Genomic DNA, 16,199 nt, shown 5'->3' with positions numbered 1-16,199 from the left:
GATCTCAGCCGCCGCGGCGGCTGTGCTTGACGATCTCGATGCTGTGGGTGCGAATTTTCTTGCGCAGCGTATTGCGGTTGACGCCGAGCAGATCCGCCGCCTTGATCTGGTTGCCACCGCAGGCATTCAGCGTCATCGCGATCAGCGGCGCCTCAACCTTGTCGAGAACCCGCTGGTAAAGGCCCGCCGGCGGCAGGTTGGGTTCATATTCCCGCAAAATCTGACCCACATGGGTTTCGATCGCCGTGGAGATGTCCACCGGACCAGCACCATTGCCTGCCGATGGGCGATCACCAATATTGAGCTCGTTCTGCACGATCTCGGCAGAAATCTGCTCATCGGCATAAAGTGCGGAGAGCCGCCGCACGAGATTTTCCAACTCGCGGATATTCCCCGGCCAGGAATAGTTCTGCATCAGCCTTATGGCGTCCATCGACATCGACTTAGAGGCTTCGCCGTCGCGTTCGGCCAGCCTGAGGAAATGCTGCACCAGGTCCGGGATGTCGTCGGCACGCTCGCGCAGCGGCGGCAGGCGGATCGGCACGACATTCAGGCGATAATAGAGATCTTCTCGGAACAGACCCTGGCGGATCAACTGGCCCAGGTCGCGATGGGTTGCGGCGACGATACGCACATTGGTCCTGATGGCGTTGCGGCCACCCACCATCGTATATTCACCCTCCTGCAACACCCGCAGCAGGCGCGTCTGGGCATCCATCGGCATGTCGCCGATTTCGTCGAGAAACAGAGTGCCGCCTTCCGCCTGCTCGAAGCGGCCGGAGGAGCGGGTGCTGGCGCCGGTAAAGGCCCCTTTTTCGTGCCCGAACAATTCGGCTTCGATCAGGTCGCGTGGAATGGCGGCCATGTTAATCGCCACGAACGGACCGTTGCGGCGCTTGCCGAAATCGTGCAGCGCCCGCGCCACCAATTCCTTGCCGGTGCCGCTTTCGCCGGTGATCATCACGGTGAGATCGGTCTGCATCAACCGCGCCAATGCGCGGTAGATGTCCTGCATGGCGGTGGAGCGCCCCACCAGCGGCATGGTTTCGCCGGTCTCCTCCACTTTGCGTTCGGCCGAATTCGGTTTTCTGGAATCGGCCAGGGCCCGGGCCACAACCGAAAGCACCTCGGTGATATCGAAAGGCTTCGGCAGATATTCATAAGCACCCACTTCGGAGGCGCGGATCGCGGTCATGAAGGTGTTCTGCGCACTCATGACGATCATCGGCAGGTCGGGCCGCAGCTTCTTGATCCTGGGCATGACCTCGAAGGCATTGCCATCGGGCATGGCAACGTCGGTGATAAGGATGTCTCCTTCGCCACGACTTACCCAGTTCCACATGGTGGAGATATTACCGGTGGGCCTCACCTCATAGCCGGCCCGGGTCAGCGCCTGGTTGAGCACCATGCGGATGGCGGCATCGTCATCGGCGAGCAGGACAACATGGCTCATTGAAACGGCCCCTCTTCGGCTTGTGACTGGAAGACGCCACTGGCAACCGGCAGCAGAATACGGAACCGCGTCCGGCCTGGGCGGCTCTCGCAATCGATGACGCCACCATGGTCGCCGACGATTTTGGCGACCAGCGCCAGACCTAGGCCCGATCCATTGGTCTTGGTGGTAACGAAGGGATCAAACAGGAAAGGCAGGATGTCCGGAGGCACGCCCGGCCCGTTGTCCTCGATGACGATTTCCAGCGGCAACGAAATGCGCTCCGCCACACCGGCGACGCTGATCCGAATGCCCGGGCGGAAAGCGGTGGTTATCTTGATCTCAGGTTTCTGTGTTCTTTCAAGCGCTTCCGAGGCGTTCTTGATCAAGTTAAGGAATATCTGGATGAGCTGGTCGCGGTTTCCGAAGACGGGTGGCAGCGAGGGATCGTATTCCTCAAAAAAGGTAATGCCGTGCGCCACGCCATTGCGGGCCAGCAATTTTACCCGGTCGAGGACAATGTGGATATTGATCGGCTCCCGCTCTAGCGGCCGCTCATCGCCAAACACTTCAACCCGGTCGATCAGGCCGACAATGCGGTCCGTCTCGTCGCGGATGAGCCGAGCGAGAGGCACTTCTTCGGCGGGAACCGATTGTTCAAGCAATTGCGCCGCGCCGCGTATGCCGGAGAGCGGGTTCTTGATCTCATGAGCCAACATGGAAGCAAGGCCCGTCACTGAACGGGCCGCGCCACGCGACACCATCTGCCGGTCAATCTTGTCGGCCATGGTACGCTCCTGGATGAGCACAGTGACTCGACCATCACTATCGGAGATCGGCGTGGCGAATACGTCGGCCACCCGTTCGTCGCCAAAACGGGACGAGCCAACCCGCACGCGATATTCGGTCATCGGCGCGTGGCGCTGGCTGACGGTTTCGACGAGGGAGATGATCGGCGAGCCGAAGGCGATGAGATCGTCCAGACGCTGCCGCGTCAGCACCGCCAGGGAAGCACCGAAAAAGCCTTCGGCAGCATAATTGGCGAAGAGGATATGCCGGTTTTCGTCGAGAACCAGAATGGGTTGCGGCAATGCCTGCAACACTGCACGCGCCGGCACGGAATCGATTCTCGTGTCGTCGGCACTCATGCCGCCGCCTTCCAGGTGCCGGAAAACAGGGCGCCGATCAGGGCGATGACGGCCTGAGGATCATCATTGTCCAGCAATGCTTTGCGCGTCGGCTTGTCCATTTGCAGGCCAGCGGCCTCTGCGTACCAATCGAGGTGCTTGCGCGCAGCGCGCAGACCGACCTCGATTCCGTAATCGCTCAGCATGTCCTCGTAATGCCGGCATATCAAAGCAATGAGTTCAGTGCCCTCGGGAGCCTGCGCAGGGCTATTCCCCTCCAGTTCAGCGCCAATCTGGCCGACGCGCCATGGGCGCCCCTGCGCCCCACGGCCGAGCATCACGGCGGCGGCGCCAGATCGCTGCAATGCCAAGCGGGCGCTGTCGGCATCGACAATATCCCCATTGACGATGACAGGTACCGGCACCGCCTCGACGACGGCGCGAACCTTTTCCCAGCGCGCGACGCCTTTGTAAAATTGCTGCCGCGTCCGTCCATGAACGGTAATCATCTGCGCCCCGGCTCCAACGGCAAGCTGCGCGATTTCAGGCGCGTTGAGGCTCTCGTCGTCCCAGCCCAGCCGCATCTTGACCGTGACCGGAAGCCGGGTCGCCTTGACCACGGCATCGACGATGGCAAGGGCCTGATCCGGCACCCGCATCAGCGCCGACCCGGCGTAGCCATTGGTGACGCGTTTTGCCGGGCAGCCGAAATTGATGTCGATGATGTCAGCGCCCGACGCTTCGGCAATGCGCGCGCCTTCGGCCATCCAGGCCGGCTCGCATCCCGCCAATTGCACCATATGCGGCAGGTCCCCCGTGCGAGTGAGCTTGCGGACCATATCGTCATGCCCGGTGCTCAGAGCGGCGCTGGCCACCATTTCGGAGACGACCATGCCCGCACCATGACGCTCGGCGATCTGGCGAAAGGGTCGATCGGTGATCCCCGCCATCGGCGCCAGAAAGGCGCGATTGCGGATCGCATGGCCTCCAATGCTGAAAGCGCAGGCATTGTCTTGCACGATCTGCCCCAGAAATGATCAAATTTGATAGGTGCCTGCATAATAGTCAGTTCGTTGCAGGGCGCAACTGGCTCAACCGCCTCGACAGCGGTAAATCAGCCCTGCTCTTGCCGCATGACGGGGCGGAGGCTAGACCCATGCAGGGAGACGGTTTTCATCTCGAAGTGCGTATAGGCCCATGCAGTCAAAATCCATAGCCGTGATCGTCGTCGCCGCCGGCAAGGGCGAGCGCGCCGGCCTGGATGGCAATGTCATTCCCAAGCAATATCGCAGCCTCCTGGGCGTTCCGGTCCTGTCGCGTACGATTGCCGCTTTCCTCGCGCATGAGCAGGTGAGCCAGGTTATCGCGGTGATCAATGACGAGCACCGCCAGCAATATGATGCCTTGGAGCTTGAAGACGTCCGGCTCTTGCCGCCGGTTGCGGGCGGAGCGAGCCGTCAGGCCTCGGTGTTGGAGGGACTTAAGGCACTTGCACCCTTGCGCCCCGATCTGGTGTTGATCCAGGACGCCGCCCGCCCCTTTGCCACAGTCGAGCTGATTGGGAATGTCATCGCCGCATTGCAACAGGCCGACGGCGCCCTGCCAACCCTGCCGATAACCGACACGATCAAGCGCTCCCGGGACGGGCACGAGGTCAGCGGTACCGAAGACCGGAGGCAGCTTTCGGCGGCGCAAACGCCGCAGGGATTCCGGTTCGGACAGATTTTTTCCGCCCATATGCGCGCCGGCAACGTGCGGCGCGACTTCACCGATGACGCGGAAATCGCCGAATGGGCGGGCTTGCGAGTCGCGATGGTCAAGGGCGATCCGAACAATATCAAGCTTACCCACCCGCAGGATTTTGTGCGGGCAGAACACATTCTTCTAGGAGACGCACGCATGGAAACCCGCATCGGCACCGGCTATGACGTGCACTCCTTCGAGCCGGGGGATGCCGTGTGGCTGGGCGGCGTCAGGATTCCGCATCATTCAAAGCTCAATGGCCATTCTGATGCCGACGTGGCCCTGCATGCCCTGACCGACGCCATCCTCGGCGCCATCGGCGAAGGCGATATCGGCGTGCATTTCCCGCCCAGCGATCCACAATGGAAAGGCGCGGCCTCAAGCATTTTCCTCAAGCATGCCGGCGAGTTGGTAGCCAGGGCCGGTGGGCGCATCGTCAATTGCGACGTGACAATAGTCGCCGAAGCGCCGAAGATCAGCCCCTACGCCCCTGCCATGTGCGCGGAGATCGCCGAAACCCTGGGGATTTCGGTGCGCCGCGTGGCGGTCAAGGCGACAACCAATGAGAAGCTCGGTTTTATCGGGCGGGAGGAAGGGATCGTGGCCATGGCCAGTGCAAGCGTGGAAATGCCGAGGGGCGAATGAATGGCAGCCAAGACCAAACCTGACATTGGCAAGCAGATCATCGACATCCTCACCGAGCGCAACCAGACCATCGTGACGGCCGAGAGCTGCACGGGCGGGCTGGTGGCGGCGGCGTTGACGGATATTCCCGGCGCATCGGCGGTGCTCTATGGGGGATATGTCACCTATGCCAATAGCGCCAAGTCGAAGATGATCCGCGTACAGTCGCGGCTCATCCGCGATTATGGCGCGGTGAGCAATCAAGTCGCCCGCGCCATGGCGGACGGCGCCCGCAACACCGCCAATGTCGATTTCGCCGTTGCCGTGAGCGGCATTGCCGGACCCGACGGGGGCAGCGAGAAAAAGCCGGTGGGCCTGGTCTATATCGCCGTGTCTTCGGAACTGACCACGCTGGTGATTGAGCACCGCTTCGGCGATCTGGGCCGCAACGGCATTCGCCAGGCAAGCGTCGAGGCGGCGCTGAATCTGGTGCTGCAGGTGCTTACGAGCGATCCTCCGCAATGATCGTGTAGTCGCGGCGGATCGAAGCGGTTTTGTGGGCCCATTCGGACGCAAGCGTTCGTGCCTGATGCGCATCGAATGCCGCGCGGTCCACGAAAAGTTCCTCGATGCGCCAGATCAACGGATCATCGCTCTGCGTGACCGCAAAGGACAAGCAGCCGGGCTCCTGTCTTGTGAGCCTTATATGCTCGGGCAGATAGGCGCGAACCATGTCGCATTCCGCCTCCGATGTGCAAATCAGGCTGCCTGTCAGCCTGATGTTACCGGACATGGATCATAGTCCGAACCTGCGATCGGCCTCGTCGGAAAAGGCCTGCATGATTTCTTCCTGCTTGGCTGCGAATGCAGGTTCGGCCACGGCGGCGATCAGGAGATTGGAAATCTTGAAGTCAATCTCGAAACGCACGCGCGTGCCCTGCCCTTCAGACGCGAAGCTCCAGACGCTGTCGAGATAGGCGAAGGGGCCGTCCACCGCCTTGGCGCGAATGGTATGCGCCTCCCGGTCGAGCGTCACCCGGCTGGTATAGGCCTGGGTGATGGGGCCGAAGAAAATCGTCATCTTCGCCAGATAAACATTGCCGCTGCCGGCCTGCGGGTCCGGGCGCACCTGCATGGCGCTGCAATTGGGAATGAACCGGGGATAATCGGACAGGTCGGCGACAATGTCGAACATCTGCTCGGGCAGATGTTCGACGTGCCGTTCGTAAAAGCGTTTCATTCAGTGGCCGAGCCTTGCCATGCGATTGGCCTTGAGCCGGGCGAAATCCTCCCCCGCGTGGTGCGACGAGCGCGTCAGGGGGCTGGACGACACCAGCAGGAACCCCTTGGCCGTCGCGACCGTAGCGAAGGACTTGAATTCCTCCGGCGTCACGAACCGCTGTAGCGGATAATGCTTCTTGGTCGGCTGGAGATACTGGCCGATGGTGAGGAAATCGACATCGGCCGACCGCAGGTCGTCCATCAGCTGGAGCACTTCGTTCCGCTCCTCGCCCAGCCCGACCATGATGCCGGATTTGGTGAAGATGGTCGGGTCGAGTTCCTTGACCCGCTGCAACAACCGGATCGAGTGGAAATAGCGCGCGCCGGGACGCACCTTGAGATATTTCGACGGCACCGTTTCCAGATTGTGGTTGAACACGTCGGGCCGCGCCGCCACGACGATTTCCAGCGCCCCATCCTTGCGCAGGAAGTCCGGCGTCAAAATTTCAATTGTGGTCTTCGGATTGAGCGCGCGGATGGCCAGGATGACATCGGCAAAATGCTGCGCGCCGCCATCCGGCAGGTCGTCGCGGTCCACCGAGGTGATCACCACATGTTCCAGGCCGAGCGTTTTCACACCCCTGGCGACATTTTCCGGCTCATTCGGATCGAGCGCTGTCGGCATGCCGGTGCGCACATTGCAGAAAGCGCACGCGCGAGTGCAGATCTCGCCCATGATCATCATGGTGGCGTGCTTCTTGCTCCAGCATTCGCCGATATTGGGGCAGCCGGCTTCCTCGCAAACCGTAACGAGATTGTTCTCGCGCACGATCTGCTGGGTTTCCTTATAGACCGGGGAACCGGGCGCCTTGACGCGAATCCAATCCGGCTTGCGCAGCACGATGCTGTCGGGCCGGTTGGCTTTTTCTGGGTGGCGCGGGCGAGCCGCACTATCGATGAGCGTGACCATATCAGTCCTGACTGGGCTTATGGAGCCCTCTATATCGTCCCCCCACCCGGCCGGTGCAACCCGGCCTTTTGCAGCAGGCACCGAAGTGCGCCGAGATTGTCGCATCGTGCGCTTCGGCACATTATTCTATCGCCTGTCCTTGTCCCGGAATCGGGGGCCGCTTTCGGGAGACAGGCTTTAGATATTGAGCGCCTTTCCATAGGCGTCCAGCACGCTTTCCTTCATTGTCTCCGATAGGGTCGGATGCGGGAAGATGGTGTGGATCAGCTCTTCCTCAGTGGTTTCGAGGTTCATGGCCACGACGAAGCCCTGAATGAGTTCGGTGACTTCCGCGCCGACCATATGCGCACCGAGCAATTCGCCGGTCCTGGCATCGAAAATGGTCTTGACCAACCCATCGGGCTCGCCCAGCGCGATGGCCTTGCCGTTGCCGACGAAGGGGAAACGCCCGACCTTTATCTCGCGACCGGCTTCCTTGGCTTTGGCTTCGGTCAGGCCGACAGATGCAACTTGCGGCTCGCAATAGGTGCAGCCGGGCACCTTGGTCTTATCCAGGCCATGCACCTTGAGCCCAGCGATCTTCTCCACCGTGATGACGGCTTCATGCTCGGCCTTGTGCGCCAGCATGGGCGGGCCGGCCACGTCGCCGATCGCCCAGATGCCATCCACATTGGTCCTGCCATAGGCGTCGATGACAATGGCGCCGCGCTCGGTCTTGACGCCGAGAGCCTCAAGGCCAAGTCCTTCGATATTGCACATGACGCCAACAGCGGAAATCAGCTTGTCGCCGACGATCTGCTGGCTCTTGCCGTCCTTGGTCTCGACATGAGCGATGACGCCGGACGCCGTTTTTTCGACCTTGGCAACCTTGGCTTCGGTGAGGAACTTGATGCCGCGCTTTTCCAGCCGTTTCCTGGCTAGGCCAGAAATCTCCGCATCTTCAACCGGCAGGATTTGCGGCAAGAGTTCGATGACGGTCACTTCCGCGCCCAGCGAGCGATAGAAGGAGGCGAATTCGATGCCGATGGCACCCGACCCCATAACCACCAGGGATTTGGGCATTTCCGCCGGCTTGAGCGCCTCGAAATAGGTCCAGATTCTGTCGCCATCGGGCTCGATGCCCGGCAGCACACGCGGGCGGGCGCCGGTGGCGATGATGATGTTCTTCGCCTTGTAGGCGCCCTCGCCCAGCGCATTTTTCGGCACCGGCCCTTGCGGCTGCACGATTGGCTTCTTGCTGGCCGAGACCTTGATTTCACCGGGCTTCGTGATTGTCGCCTCGCCCCAGATGATATCGACCTTGTTCTTCTTCATCAGGAACTGCACGCCATTGTTCATCTGCGCCGCAATGGCGCGCGAACGCTTGACGATGCCATCGAGGTCGAAGCCGAACTTTTCCGCCGTGAGGCCATAATCCTTGGCGTGGGACATATGGCCGTAAATCTCGGCGGAGCGCAGCAGTGCCTTGGTCGGGATACAGCCCCAATTGGAGCAGATGCCCGCCATATGTTCGCGCTCGACAATGGCCACCTTCATGCCCAATTGCGCGCCACGAATGGCTGCGACGTAGCCGCCGGGGCCGGCGCCGATGACGAGAAGATCGTATTGGTCAGCCATGAGGGCCTCCAGAATGTTTCGGACTCAGAGGCCCAATCTTTGTTTGACGAGCGGCACCAGCCCCTCGCCGATGGCGCGGGTATTGGCCGGGTCGAGATGGACACCATCGGCCTTGTCGGCGACGGCAACCGAAGCGGCGTTGAAATAACCGGTGCCCAGGTCGCGGGCGACGCGGCTGTAATGGACATCGAACAGCTTGACCTCGTCAGCGCCGGGCGAAAACATCGGATGCAGGTCGGCATGATCGGTTTTCACGGTCAACGGCGGGGCGACGATAATCACGTCGGGAACGGGCTGGCCCACATCATAAGGATGCTGGCGGACGATCTGCACCAGCCGCTTTATCCCCATGGCGGCGCCGAAGGCGGTGCCGTTCAGATAGAGTTTGAGGTCATTACTGCCCAACATGATGATGACCAGATCGAGCGGCTTGTGGCTGTCGAGCAAAGTGGGCAGCACACGCGCGCCGTTGCGGTCGGCGACGCTGGAAAAGTCGTCAAATACCGTCGTGCGGCCACCCAGCCCTTCGGCGATGACGCGCGCCTTGCCCGCCAGGCCATTTTCGAGCACGGTCGGCCACCGATCCTCGTAGGCGTGGCGCGGCCCGCCTGTCGGGTTGGCGCCGAAGGTCAGGCTGTCACCATAGGCGAGAATGGTCTTCATCGCGCTGTTCCTAAGCCAGCATCATCACCGGGTTTTCAATGAGGCTCTTGAAGACGCCGAGCACTTCGGCGCCCAGCGCGCCATCGACGGCGCGGTGATCGCAGGAAAGCGTCGCCGTCATGAACTGGCCGATCTTGATCTGGCCATTCTCGGGATAGACCCGCTCTTCGCCGGCGCCGACCGCCAGGATCGTGCCATGCGGCGGGTTGATCACGGCGGCAAAGTGCTTGATGCCGAACATGCCGAGATTGGACACCGACGACGAGCCGCCCTGATACTCATGCGGCGCGAGCTTCTTGGACTTGGCGCGCGTGGCCAGATCCCTCACCTCTTCGGAAATCTCGCGCAGGCTCTTGGTGTCTGCTGATTTGACCACCGGAGTGAACAGACCACCCGGCACTGATACGGCAACCGCCACATCCGAACGCTTGTGGTAGAGGATCGAGTCGCCGGCCCATGTCGCATTGGCGGCAGGCACGCGCTGTAGCGCTACGGCCCAGGCCTTCATGACGAAATCATTGACCGAAAGCTTATAGGCCGGCTTGCCGTCCGCGCCCTTGGAAGCAGATGCATTGATCTGCTCGCGGGCAGCCATCAGCGAGTCGATCTTGCAATCGAGCGTCAGATAGAAATGCGGAACGGTCTGCTTGCTCTCGGTGAGGCGCGCGGCAACAACCTTGCGCATGCCATCGTTGGGGACGACCTCGTAGGTGTCCTCCTCGAACATGGCCATGACCTGGTTCTTGCTGAGGCCCGCCGGCAGCGCCGCAGCGGCAGAGGCCGCAGCAGGAGCCGCAACAGCCCTAAGCGGAGCCTTGCCGGACCTGGCGGCATCAACGTCCGATTTCACCACCCTGCCCTTGGGACCGGTGCCGGAAATGGCAGCGAGGTCGATGCCTGCCTCCTTGGCGAGGCGCTTGGCCAGAGGCGAAGCAAAGACGCGGGCGCCTTCGGTTTTCGCCGGAGCGGCGGCAGGCGCGCTGGTGCCTTTATTGGCATTGCTCACAGCTGGCGCCGGAGCAAGCGCGGGCTCGGGGGCCTTGGGCTTTTCCGTCTTGGCAATGTCGGTCTTGGGCGCGTCGGTCTTGGTGGCTTCGGCCCTGGGAGCCGCGCCGATAGAACCCGCCTCTTCACCATCCTGCAACAGCACGGCGATGACGGCATTGACCTTCACATTGTCGGTGCCTTCGGCGACGAGGATCTTGCCGATCTTGCCCTCGTCTACAGCCTCGACTTCCATCGTGGCCTTGTCCGTCTCGATCTCGGCAATGACGTCACCGGAGGAGACATTGTCGCCTTCCTTGACGTGCCACTTGGCGAGCTTGCCCTCTTCCATCGTCGGGGAGAGTGCGGGCATGGTGATATCGATTGGCATCCCTTGTCTCCTTACGAGCGATAGGTCACGGCATTGACCGCCGCGATCACTTCATCAACGTTGGGCAGCGCCAGCTTTTCGAGATTGGCGGCATAGGGCATGGGAACGTCCTTTCCGGTGACACGCAGCACCGGCGCGTCGAGATAATCGAAAGCCTGTTCCATGACCCGGGCCGAGAGCTCGGCGCCGATGCCGCCCTGCGGCCAGCCTTCCTCGACGGTCACCAGACGGCCGGTCTTTTTGACCGATTCGATCACGGTGTCGCTGTCGAGTGGGCGCAGGGTGCGCAGGTCGATCAGTTCCACATCCACCCCGGCGGCGACCAGCTTCTCGGTGGCCTGCGATGCGTAGCGCATGCCCATGGAGAAGGAGACGATGGTGACGTCCGCGCCCTTGCGGGCAATGCGGGCCTTGCCGATCGGCAGCAGGAAGTCATCAACCTTGGGCACGAGGCCGGTGGAGCCGTAGAGAATTTCGTTCTCGAGGAAAATCACCGGATTGGGTGAGCGGATGGCGGCCTTGAGCAGGCCCTTGGCATCGGCGGCGCTATAGGGCGCGATGACGATCAGACCAGGAACATGGCTGTACCATGCAGAAAAGTCCTGGCTGTGCTGGGCGGCGACGCGGGCGGCGGCGCCGTTGGGGCCACGGAACACCATCGGCGCCGTCACCTGGCCGCCGGACATGTAAAGCTGCTTGGCAGCGGAATTGATGATCTGGTCGATGGCCTGCATACCGAAATTCCAGGTCATGAATTCGACGACCGGCTTCAACCCGGCAAAGGCTGCACCGACCGCGAGACCAGCAAAGCCGTGCTCGGTGATCGGGGTATCGATGACGCGCTCTGGGCCAAATTCCTGCAGCAGGCCCTGGGTGATCTTGTAGGCACCCTGATATTCAGCGACCTCCTCACCCATGATGAAGACGTCCTTATCACGGCGCAATTCCTCGGCCATGGCCTCGTTCAGCGCCTGGCGAACGGTCATTTCGACCATTTCGACGTCGGCGGGCAGATCGGGATCAGCCTGCGGCTCGAATTTCGGGGCGGCGGCCACGGGCGCAGCAGCCGGCGCTGCGGGCGCTTGGGCCTCAACCATGCTCGGTGCAGGTGCTTCGACGGCGGCAGGCGCTGTGGCTGGGGCCTCACCCGCCGCCTCGCCTTCGGCGAGAACCAAGGCAATGGGCGTATTGACCTTCACGCCCTCGGTGCCTTCGGCCACGAGAATTTCGGACACCGTGCCTTCATCGACCGACTCGACTTCCATCGTCGCCTTGTCGGTTTCGATTTCGGCCAGCACGTCGCCCGATTTCACCACGTCGCCAACCTTGACTAGCCACTTGGCGAGCTTGCCTTCTTCCATGGTCGGGGACAGAGCGGGCATCAGGATTTGGGGCATATCTGCTCTCCAGCAACTCTACGCCGGGCTCTGCGGCCGCACGGCGAAACTCAAATAAAACGGCGTGGCGTCCCGCCGGCTCAAGCCTCGATGGTGATATCGGTCCACAATTCGGACGGATCGGGCTCGGGATCGTTTGTAGCGAAATCGGCGGCCTCGGTGACGATGGCGCGAATATCGGTTTCGATCTTCTTGAGATCGTCCTCGGTCACGACGCCGTTTTCGAGAAGCCTAGCGCGGACCTGCTCGATCGGATCGCGTTCCTGACGGAACTTGGTGACTTCGTCCTTGGACCGGTATTTCGCCGGGTCGGACATGGAATGGCCGCGATAGCGATAAGTCAGCATTTCGAGAATGTACGGCCCCTTGCCGGAGCGGGCATGCTCGATGGCGCGCTGGGCGGCATCAAAGACCATGCGCACATCCATGCCGTCCACCTGTTCGCCAGGAATATCGAAGGATGCTCCACGCATGGAGAAATCCGTCGTCGCCGCGGCGCGCTCGATGGACGTGCCCATGGCATATTTGTTGTTTTCGATGATGTAGACGACCGGGAGTTTCCAGAGCTTGGCCATGTTGAAGCTCTCATAGACCTGGCCCTGATTGGCCGCACCGTCGCCGAAATAGGCGATGGAGACCGAGCCATCGCCCTTGTACTTGGCAGCGAAGCCGAGTCCGGTGCCGAGCGAAGCCTGCGCGCCAACAATGCCATTGCCACCATAGAAGCGATGCTCATTGGAGAACATGTGCATCGAACCGCCCTTGCCCTTGGAAAGGCCGCCCTGTCGTCCGGTCAACTCAGCCATGACACCCTTGGGGTCGAGCCCCATGACCAGCATGTGGCCGTGATCGCGATAGCCGGTAATCTGGGCATCCTTGCCCTTTTCCGAGGCCATGGTGATGCCGGTGACGACCGCTTCCTGGCCGATATAGAGGTGGCAGAAGCCGCCGATCAGGCCCATGCCATACATCTGGCCGGCCTTTTCCTCGAACCGGCGGATCAGCAGCATTTCGCGGAATGCTTCGAGATCCTGTTCGTTGGTAAACTGGGGGACGTTGGCTTGTGCCTTGGCCTTGGGGGCCGTCGCCTTGCGCGCCATGCTACACTCCGCTTGGGTCGGGATTTGCCGCTGGGCCAATCAGGCCACGATGCGCATCATATCGCAAGCATCCAGGCAATAACATTACCCGAAACTGACGCATCTATTGCACTTAGAGCGTTGAATCCGCTTCAATAATCGAGATTAACTCATCATCGATTAATTCTACGAATTGACCAGAAATCGGTTTACCGTTCTGCGGATGAACCATGATCAGCACATCGTCGGCATGTGCCATGTTCAAGAGCGCCCGGGCGCGTTCCGTGACCAGATCGGGATCGAGATGGCGCGGATTCATCAGCGAATTGCGATGCTTGTAGGCGTCGATTTCCGCCTGCAAGGCCGCACTGCGATCCTCAAGAATTTCGATTTCGCCACGAATCTCGGTCCGGCTCTCAATTCCGAACTGGCCGGAAATTGCCGAATAGCCCAGATAAAACTGGAAGGCCAGCAAGCTGGCCGTAATGCCGAGGGGGCGCCAGAATGGAGGACGTTTGAGGCGGGTGGGCATGGGCTGACCGATCTAGACCAGCCCATTATGCCCAATGAGGAATTAATGCAGGGTTGAGGATTGGCGGGATCAAGACATATCCGCCAATCCTCTTTCGGCATGATCGATTTATGCGTCCAGCCCCAGCGCCTCATTGGCGGCAATGGCGGCCATATTGACGATGCCGCGGCTGGTCACCGAAGGCGCCAGAATATGAGCAGGCGATCTCGTACCCATCAGGATCGGCCCCACCGACAGCGCATTGTTCATCTCCTTGAGCAGGGTCATGGAGAGGTTGGCCGCGTCCAGATCGGGGAAGATCAGCAGATTGGCCTCGCCGCGCAGCGCCGTGCCCGGCACGTAGCGCTCGCGCAGCGACTCGTTCAGTGCCAGATCGCCCTGCATTTCGCCTTCGACGATGAAATCGGGCGCTGCCAGCCGTAGTTTTTCATAGGCTTCGCGCATCTTGGAGGCGCTATCGCCTTCTCGCGAACCAAAATTGGAATAGGACAGCAGCGCGGCGCGAGCCTCGATGTTGAACCGCTTCAAATGCGACCGTGCCTGCAGGGCGATGGCGACGATTTCGTCGGCGCTCGGGCTCTGCGTCACATAGGTGTCGGTGAGAAAGAACGCGCCGCGCGACATGATCAGCATCGACATGGCGGAAACGTCGGTGACTCCGTCCTGCAGGCCGATGATCGAGCGGATATCGCGCACATGCTTGATATAGCGCCCCTGCAAGCCGCAGATCAGGCCATCGGCCTCCCCGCGCTTCACCGCCAGCGCGGCGATCACCGTCGTATTGGTCCGCACGATGGTGCGCGCCGTATCCGGGGTCACCCCGTCGCGTCCCACCAGCGAGTGGAACAGGGTGACGTAATCGCGATAGCGCGGGTCGTCCTCGGGGTTGATGACCTCGAAATCTACGCCTGGCTTGATGCTGAGGCCGAAGCGTTCGATGCGGGCTTCCAGCACGGCGGGACGCCCGATCAGGATGGGCCGCGCGATCTGGTCTTCCAAAAGCACCTGGGTAGCGCGCAACACGCGCTCATCTTCGCCATCGGCGAAGGCAATGCGCTTGTCCTTCCCCCGGGCGCGATCGATGATCGGCTTCATCACCAGACCGGAACGGAAAACGAAACGGTTGAGCCCGTCGAGATAGGCACCCCAGTTCTCGATCGGCTTCTTGGCCACGCCGGATTCCATCGCCGCCCGCGCCACGGCCGGCGCGATGCGGAGCATGAGGCGCTGATCGAAGGGGTTGGGAATGATATGATCCGGGCCATAAACGGCCGGCGCTCCCGAAGGCGAGACTTCCAGACCCGGCTCATGTGCCAGCTTGGCGATGGCGCGCACGGCCGCCAGCTTCATTTCCTCGTTGATGGTAGTGGCGTGAACGTCGAGCGCACCACGGAAAATGAAGGGGAAACAGAGGACGTTGTTGACCTGGTTGGGATAATCCGACCGCCCGGTGCACACCATGGCGTCGGGGCGGGTTTGCTTGGCCAGTTCCGGCATAATTTCCGGGTTGGGATTGGCCAGGGCCAGGATCAGCGGCTTGGAGGCCATTTTCGCCAGCATTTCGGGCTTCAAGGCGCCGGCGGCGGACAGGCCGAGGAACACATCGGCGCCCTCAATCACTTCGGCGAGGCTCGTGGCGTCGCTGGTGCGGCGGAATTGTCCACGCCACTTGTCGTTGACGTCATTGCGCCTGTGAGTCACTAGGCCATCCTTGTCGGCAACCCAGATATTCTCGTGTTTTGCGCCCAGCGCCACCAGCACGTTGAGACAGGCAATGGCCGCGGCCCCTGCCCCCGACGTGCAGATCTTTACGTCCTCGATGTTTTTTCCGGCCAGTTCGAGGCCGTTGAGAACAGCGGCACCGACGATGATGGCCGTGCCGTGCTGGTCGTCATGAAAGACCGGTATCGGCATGCGCTCGCGCAGCGTTTCCTCGATCTCGAAGCAATCGGGCGCGCGAATGTCTTCAAGATTGATGCCGCCAAAGGTTGGCCAGAGCGGCACCACGGCATCGCTGAATTTTTTTGGATCGAGTTCGTCGATCTCCAGATCGAACACATCGATGCCGGCGAACTTCTTGAACAGGACGGCCTTGCCTTCCATGACCGGCTTGCTGGCCAGCGCACCGATATTGCCGAGGCCCAGCACGGCGGTGCCATTGGAGATCACGGCGACGAGGTTCTGCCGGGAGGTATAGCGCGCCACCGCTTCGGGCGTCTGCGCAATTTCCTCGCATGGCGCGGCCACACCGGGGGAATAGGCCAGGGCGAGGTCGCGCTGATTGCCCAATGGCTTCAGCGGCTGGATTTCCAGCTTGCCCGGCTTGGGAAATTCGTGGAAATGCAGCGCGGCGTCCCGCAGAGCCTTGCGTTGTTCATTGATGTCGGTGGACACGTAAATTACCTCCCCGCTCCCATGC

15 protein-coding genes are annotated in these 16,199 nt (G+C 61.4%); 2 read left to right on the top strand and 13 right to left on the bottom strand.

Translation table 11 applies throughout. The features are described from left to right. Positions 1 to 4: 4 nt before the first annotated feature. From ntrC to dusB, 3 genes are read right to left on the bottom strand one after another with little or no spacing between them, the layout of a single operon-like run. A complete protein-coding gene (gene ntrC / locus H0482_RS01025; RefSeq protein ID WP_193728176.1) occupies positions 5 to 1,453 on the bottom strand; it encodes a nitrogen regulation protein NR(I) in 1,449 nt (482 codons plus the stop codon). Continuing rightward, complete coding sequence (locus H0482_RS01020; protein ID WP_193728175.1) at positions 1,450 to 2,580, bottom strand: two-component system sensor histidine kinase NtrB; 1,131 nt, start codon at positions 2,578 to 2,580, stop codon at positions 1,450 to 1,452. The genes ntrC and H0482_RS01020 overlap by 4 nt, the downstream gene beginning before the upstream one ends. After that, complete coding sequence (gene dusB / locus H0482_RS01015; RefSeq protein WP_330998155.1) at positions 2,577 to 3,578, bottom strand: tRNA dihydrouridine synthase DusB; 1,002 nt, start codon at positions 3,576 to 3,578, stop codon at positions 2,577 to 2,579. Before dusB ends, H0482_RS01020 begins: the two co-directional genes overlap by 4 nt. A 178-nt stretch (positions 3,579 to 3,756) precedes the next feature. Here dusB and H0482_RS01010 point away from each other — a divergent pair, with 178 nt between their 5' ends. Together H0482_RS01010 and H0482_RS01005 are read left to right on the top strand one after the other, a co-directional pair. Next, positions 3,757 to 4,947 (top strand): bifunctional 2-C-methyl-D-erythritol 4-phosphate cytidylyltransferase/2-C-methyl-D-erythritol 2,4-cyclodiphosphate synthase, encoded by a 1,191-nt coding sequence (locus H0482_RS01010; RefSeq protein ID WP_193728174.1) that lies wholly within the window; start codon positions 3,757 to 3,759, stop codon positions 4,945 to 4,947. Continuing rightward, a complete protein-coding gene (locus tag H0482_RS01005) occupies positions 4,948 to 5,451 on the top strand; it encodes a CinA family protein (RefSeq protein ID WP_193728173.1) in 504 nt (167 codons plus the stop codon). It begins immediately after the preceding gene. Here the strand turns inward: H0482_RS01005 and H0482_RS01000 are convergent. The 10 genes from H0482_RS01000 to H0482_RS00955 form a co-directional block, all read right to left on the bottom strand. Next, positions 5,429 to 5,719 (bottom strand): putative quinol monooxygenase, encoded by a 291-nt coding sequence (locus tag H0482_RS01000; protein WP_193728172.1) that lies wholly within the window; start codon positions 5,717 to 5,719, stop codon positions 5,429 to 5,431. The genes H0482_RS01005 and H0482_RS01000 overlap by 23 nt on opposite strands. 3 nt (positions 5,720 to 5,722) lie before the next feature. Next, positions 5,723 to 6,166 (bottom strand): type II toxin-antitoxin system RatA family toxin, encoded by a 444-nt coding sequence (locus H0482_RS00995; RefSeq protein WP_193728171.1) that lies wholly within the window; start codon positions 6,164 to 6,166, stop codon positions 5,723 to 5,725. Further along, positions 6,167 to 7,117, bottom strand: coding sequence for a lipoyl synthase (lipA, locus tag H0482_RS00990; protein ID WP_193728170.1), 951 nt, complete (start codon positions 7,115 to 7,117; stop codon positions 6,167 to 6,169). A 177-nt stretch (positions 7,118 to 7,294) separates the two neighbouring features. Next, positions 7,295 to 8,734 (bottom strand): dihydrolipoyl dehydrogenase, encoded by a 1,440-nt coding sequence (lpdA, locus tag H0482_RS00985; RefSeq protein ID WP_193728169.1) that lies wholly within the window; start codon positions 8,732 to 8,734, stop codon positions 7,295 to 7,297. Positions 8,735 to 8,758: 24 nt separating this feature from the next. Next, positions 8,759 to 9,397, bottom strand: coding sequence for an SGNH/GDSL hydrolase family protein (locus H0482_RS00980; RefSeq protein WP_193728168.1), 639 nt, complete (start codon positions 9,395 to 9,397; stop codon positions 8,759 to 8,761). A 10-nt stretch (positions 9,398 to 9,407) separates the two neighbouring features. Continuing rightward, positions 9,408 to 10,772, bottom strand: a complete 1,365-nt coding sequence (locus H0482_RS00975) for a pyruvate dehydrogenase complex dihydrolipoamide acetyltransferase (RefSeq protein WP_193728167.1) — start codon at positions 10,770 to 10,772, stop codon at positions 9,408 to 9,410. An 11-nt stretch (positions 10,773 to 10,783) separates the two neighbouring features. Then, complete coding sequence (locus H0482_RS00970) at positions 10,784 to 12,169, bottom strand: pyruvate dehydrogenase complex E1 component subunit beta (RefSeq protein WP_193728166.1); 1,386 nt, start codon at positions 12,167 to 12,169, stop codon at positions 10,784 to 10,786. Positions 12,170 to 12,249: 80 nt separating this feature from the next. Further along, on the bottom strand, positions 12,250 to 13,269 hold the full coding sequence (gene pdhA / locus H0482_RS00965; RefSeq protein WP_193728165.1) for a pyruvate dehydrogenase (acetyl-transferring) E1 component subunit alpha: 1,020 nt from the start codon (positions 13,267 to 13,269) through the stop codon (positions 12,250 to 12,252). A 112-nt stretch (positions 13,270 to 13,381) separates the two neighbouring features. Then, positions 13,382 to 13,780, bottom strand: a complete 399-nt coding sequence (locus H0482_RS00960) for an FtsB family cell division protein (RefSeq protein WP_193728164.1) — start codon at positions 13,778 to 13,780, stop codon at positions 13,382 to 13,384. A gap of 108 nt (positions 13,781 to 13,888) precedes the next feature. Continuing rightward, positions 13,889 to 16,174 carry an NADP-dependent malic enzyme gene (locus tag H0482_RS00955; RefSeq protein WP_330998154.1) on the bottom strand — a complete coding sequence of 762 codons (2,286 nt, stop codon included), beginning with the start codon at positions 16,172 to 16,174 and terminating at the stop codon, positions 13,889 to 13,891. Positions 16,175 to 16,199 lie beyond the last annotated feature (25 nt).

It is taken from the genome of Devosia faecipullorum (assembly GCF_015158295.1).
Lineage (GTDB): Bacteria > Pseudomonadota > Alphaproteobacteria > Rhizobiales > Devosiaceae > Devosia > Devosia faecipullorum.
The sequence above is the reverse complement of the archived record's forward strand: the minus strand, read 5'-3'. Positions and strand labels throughout refer to the sequence as shown.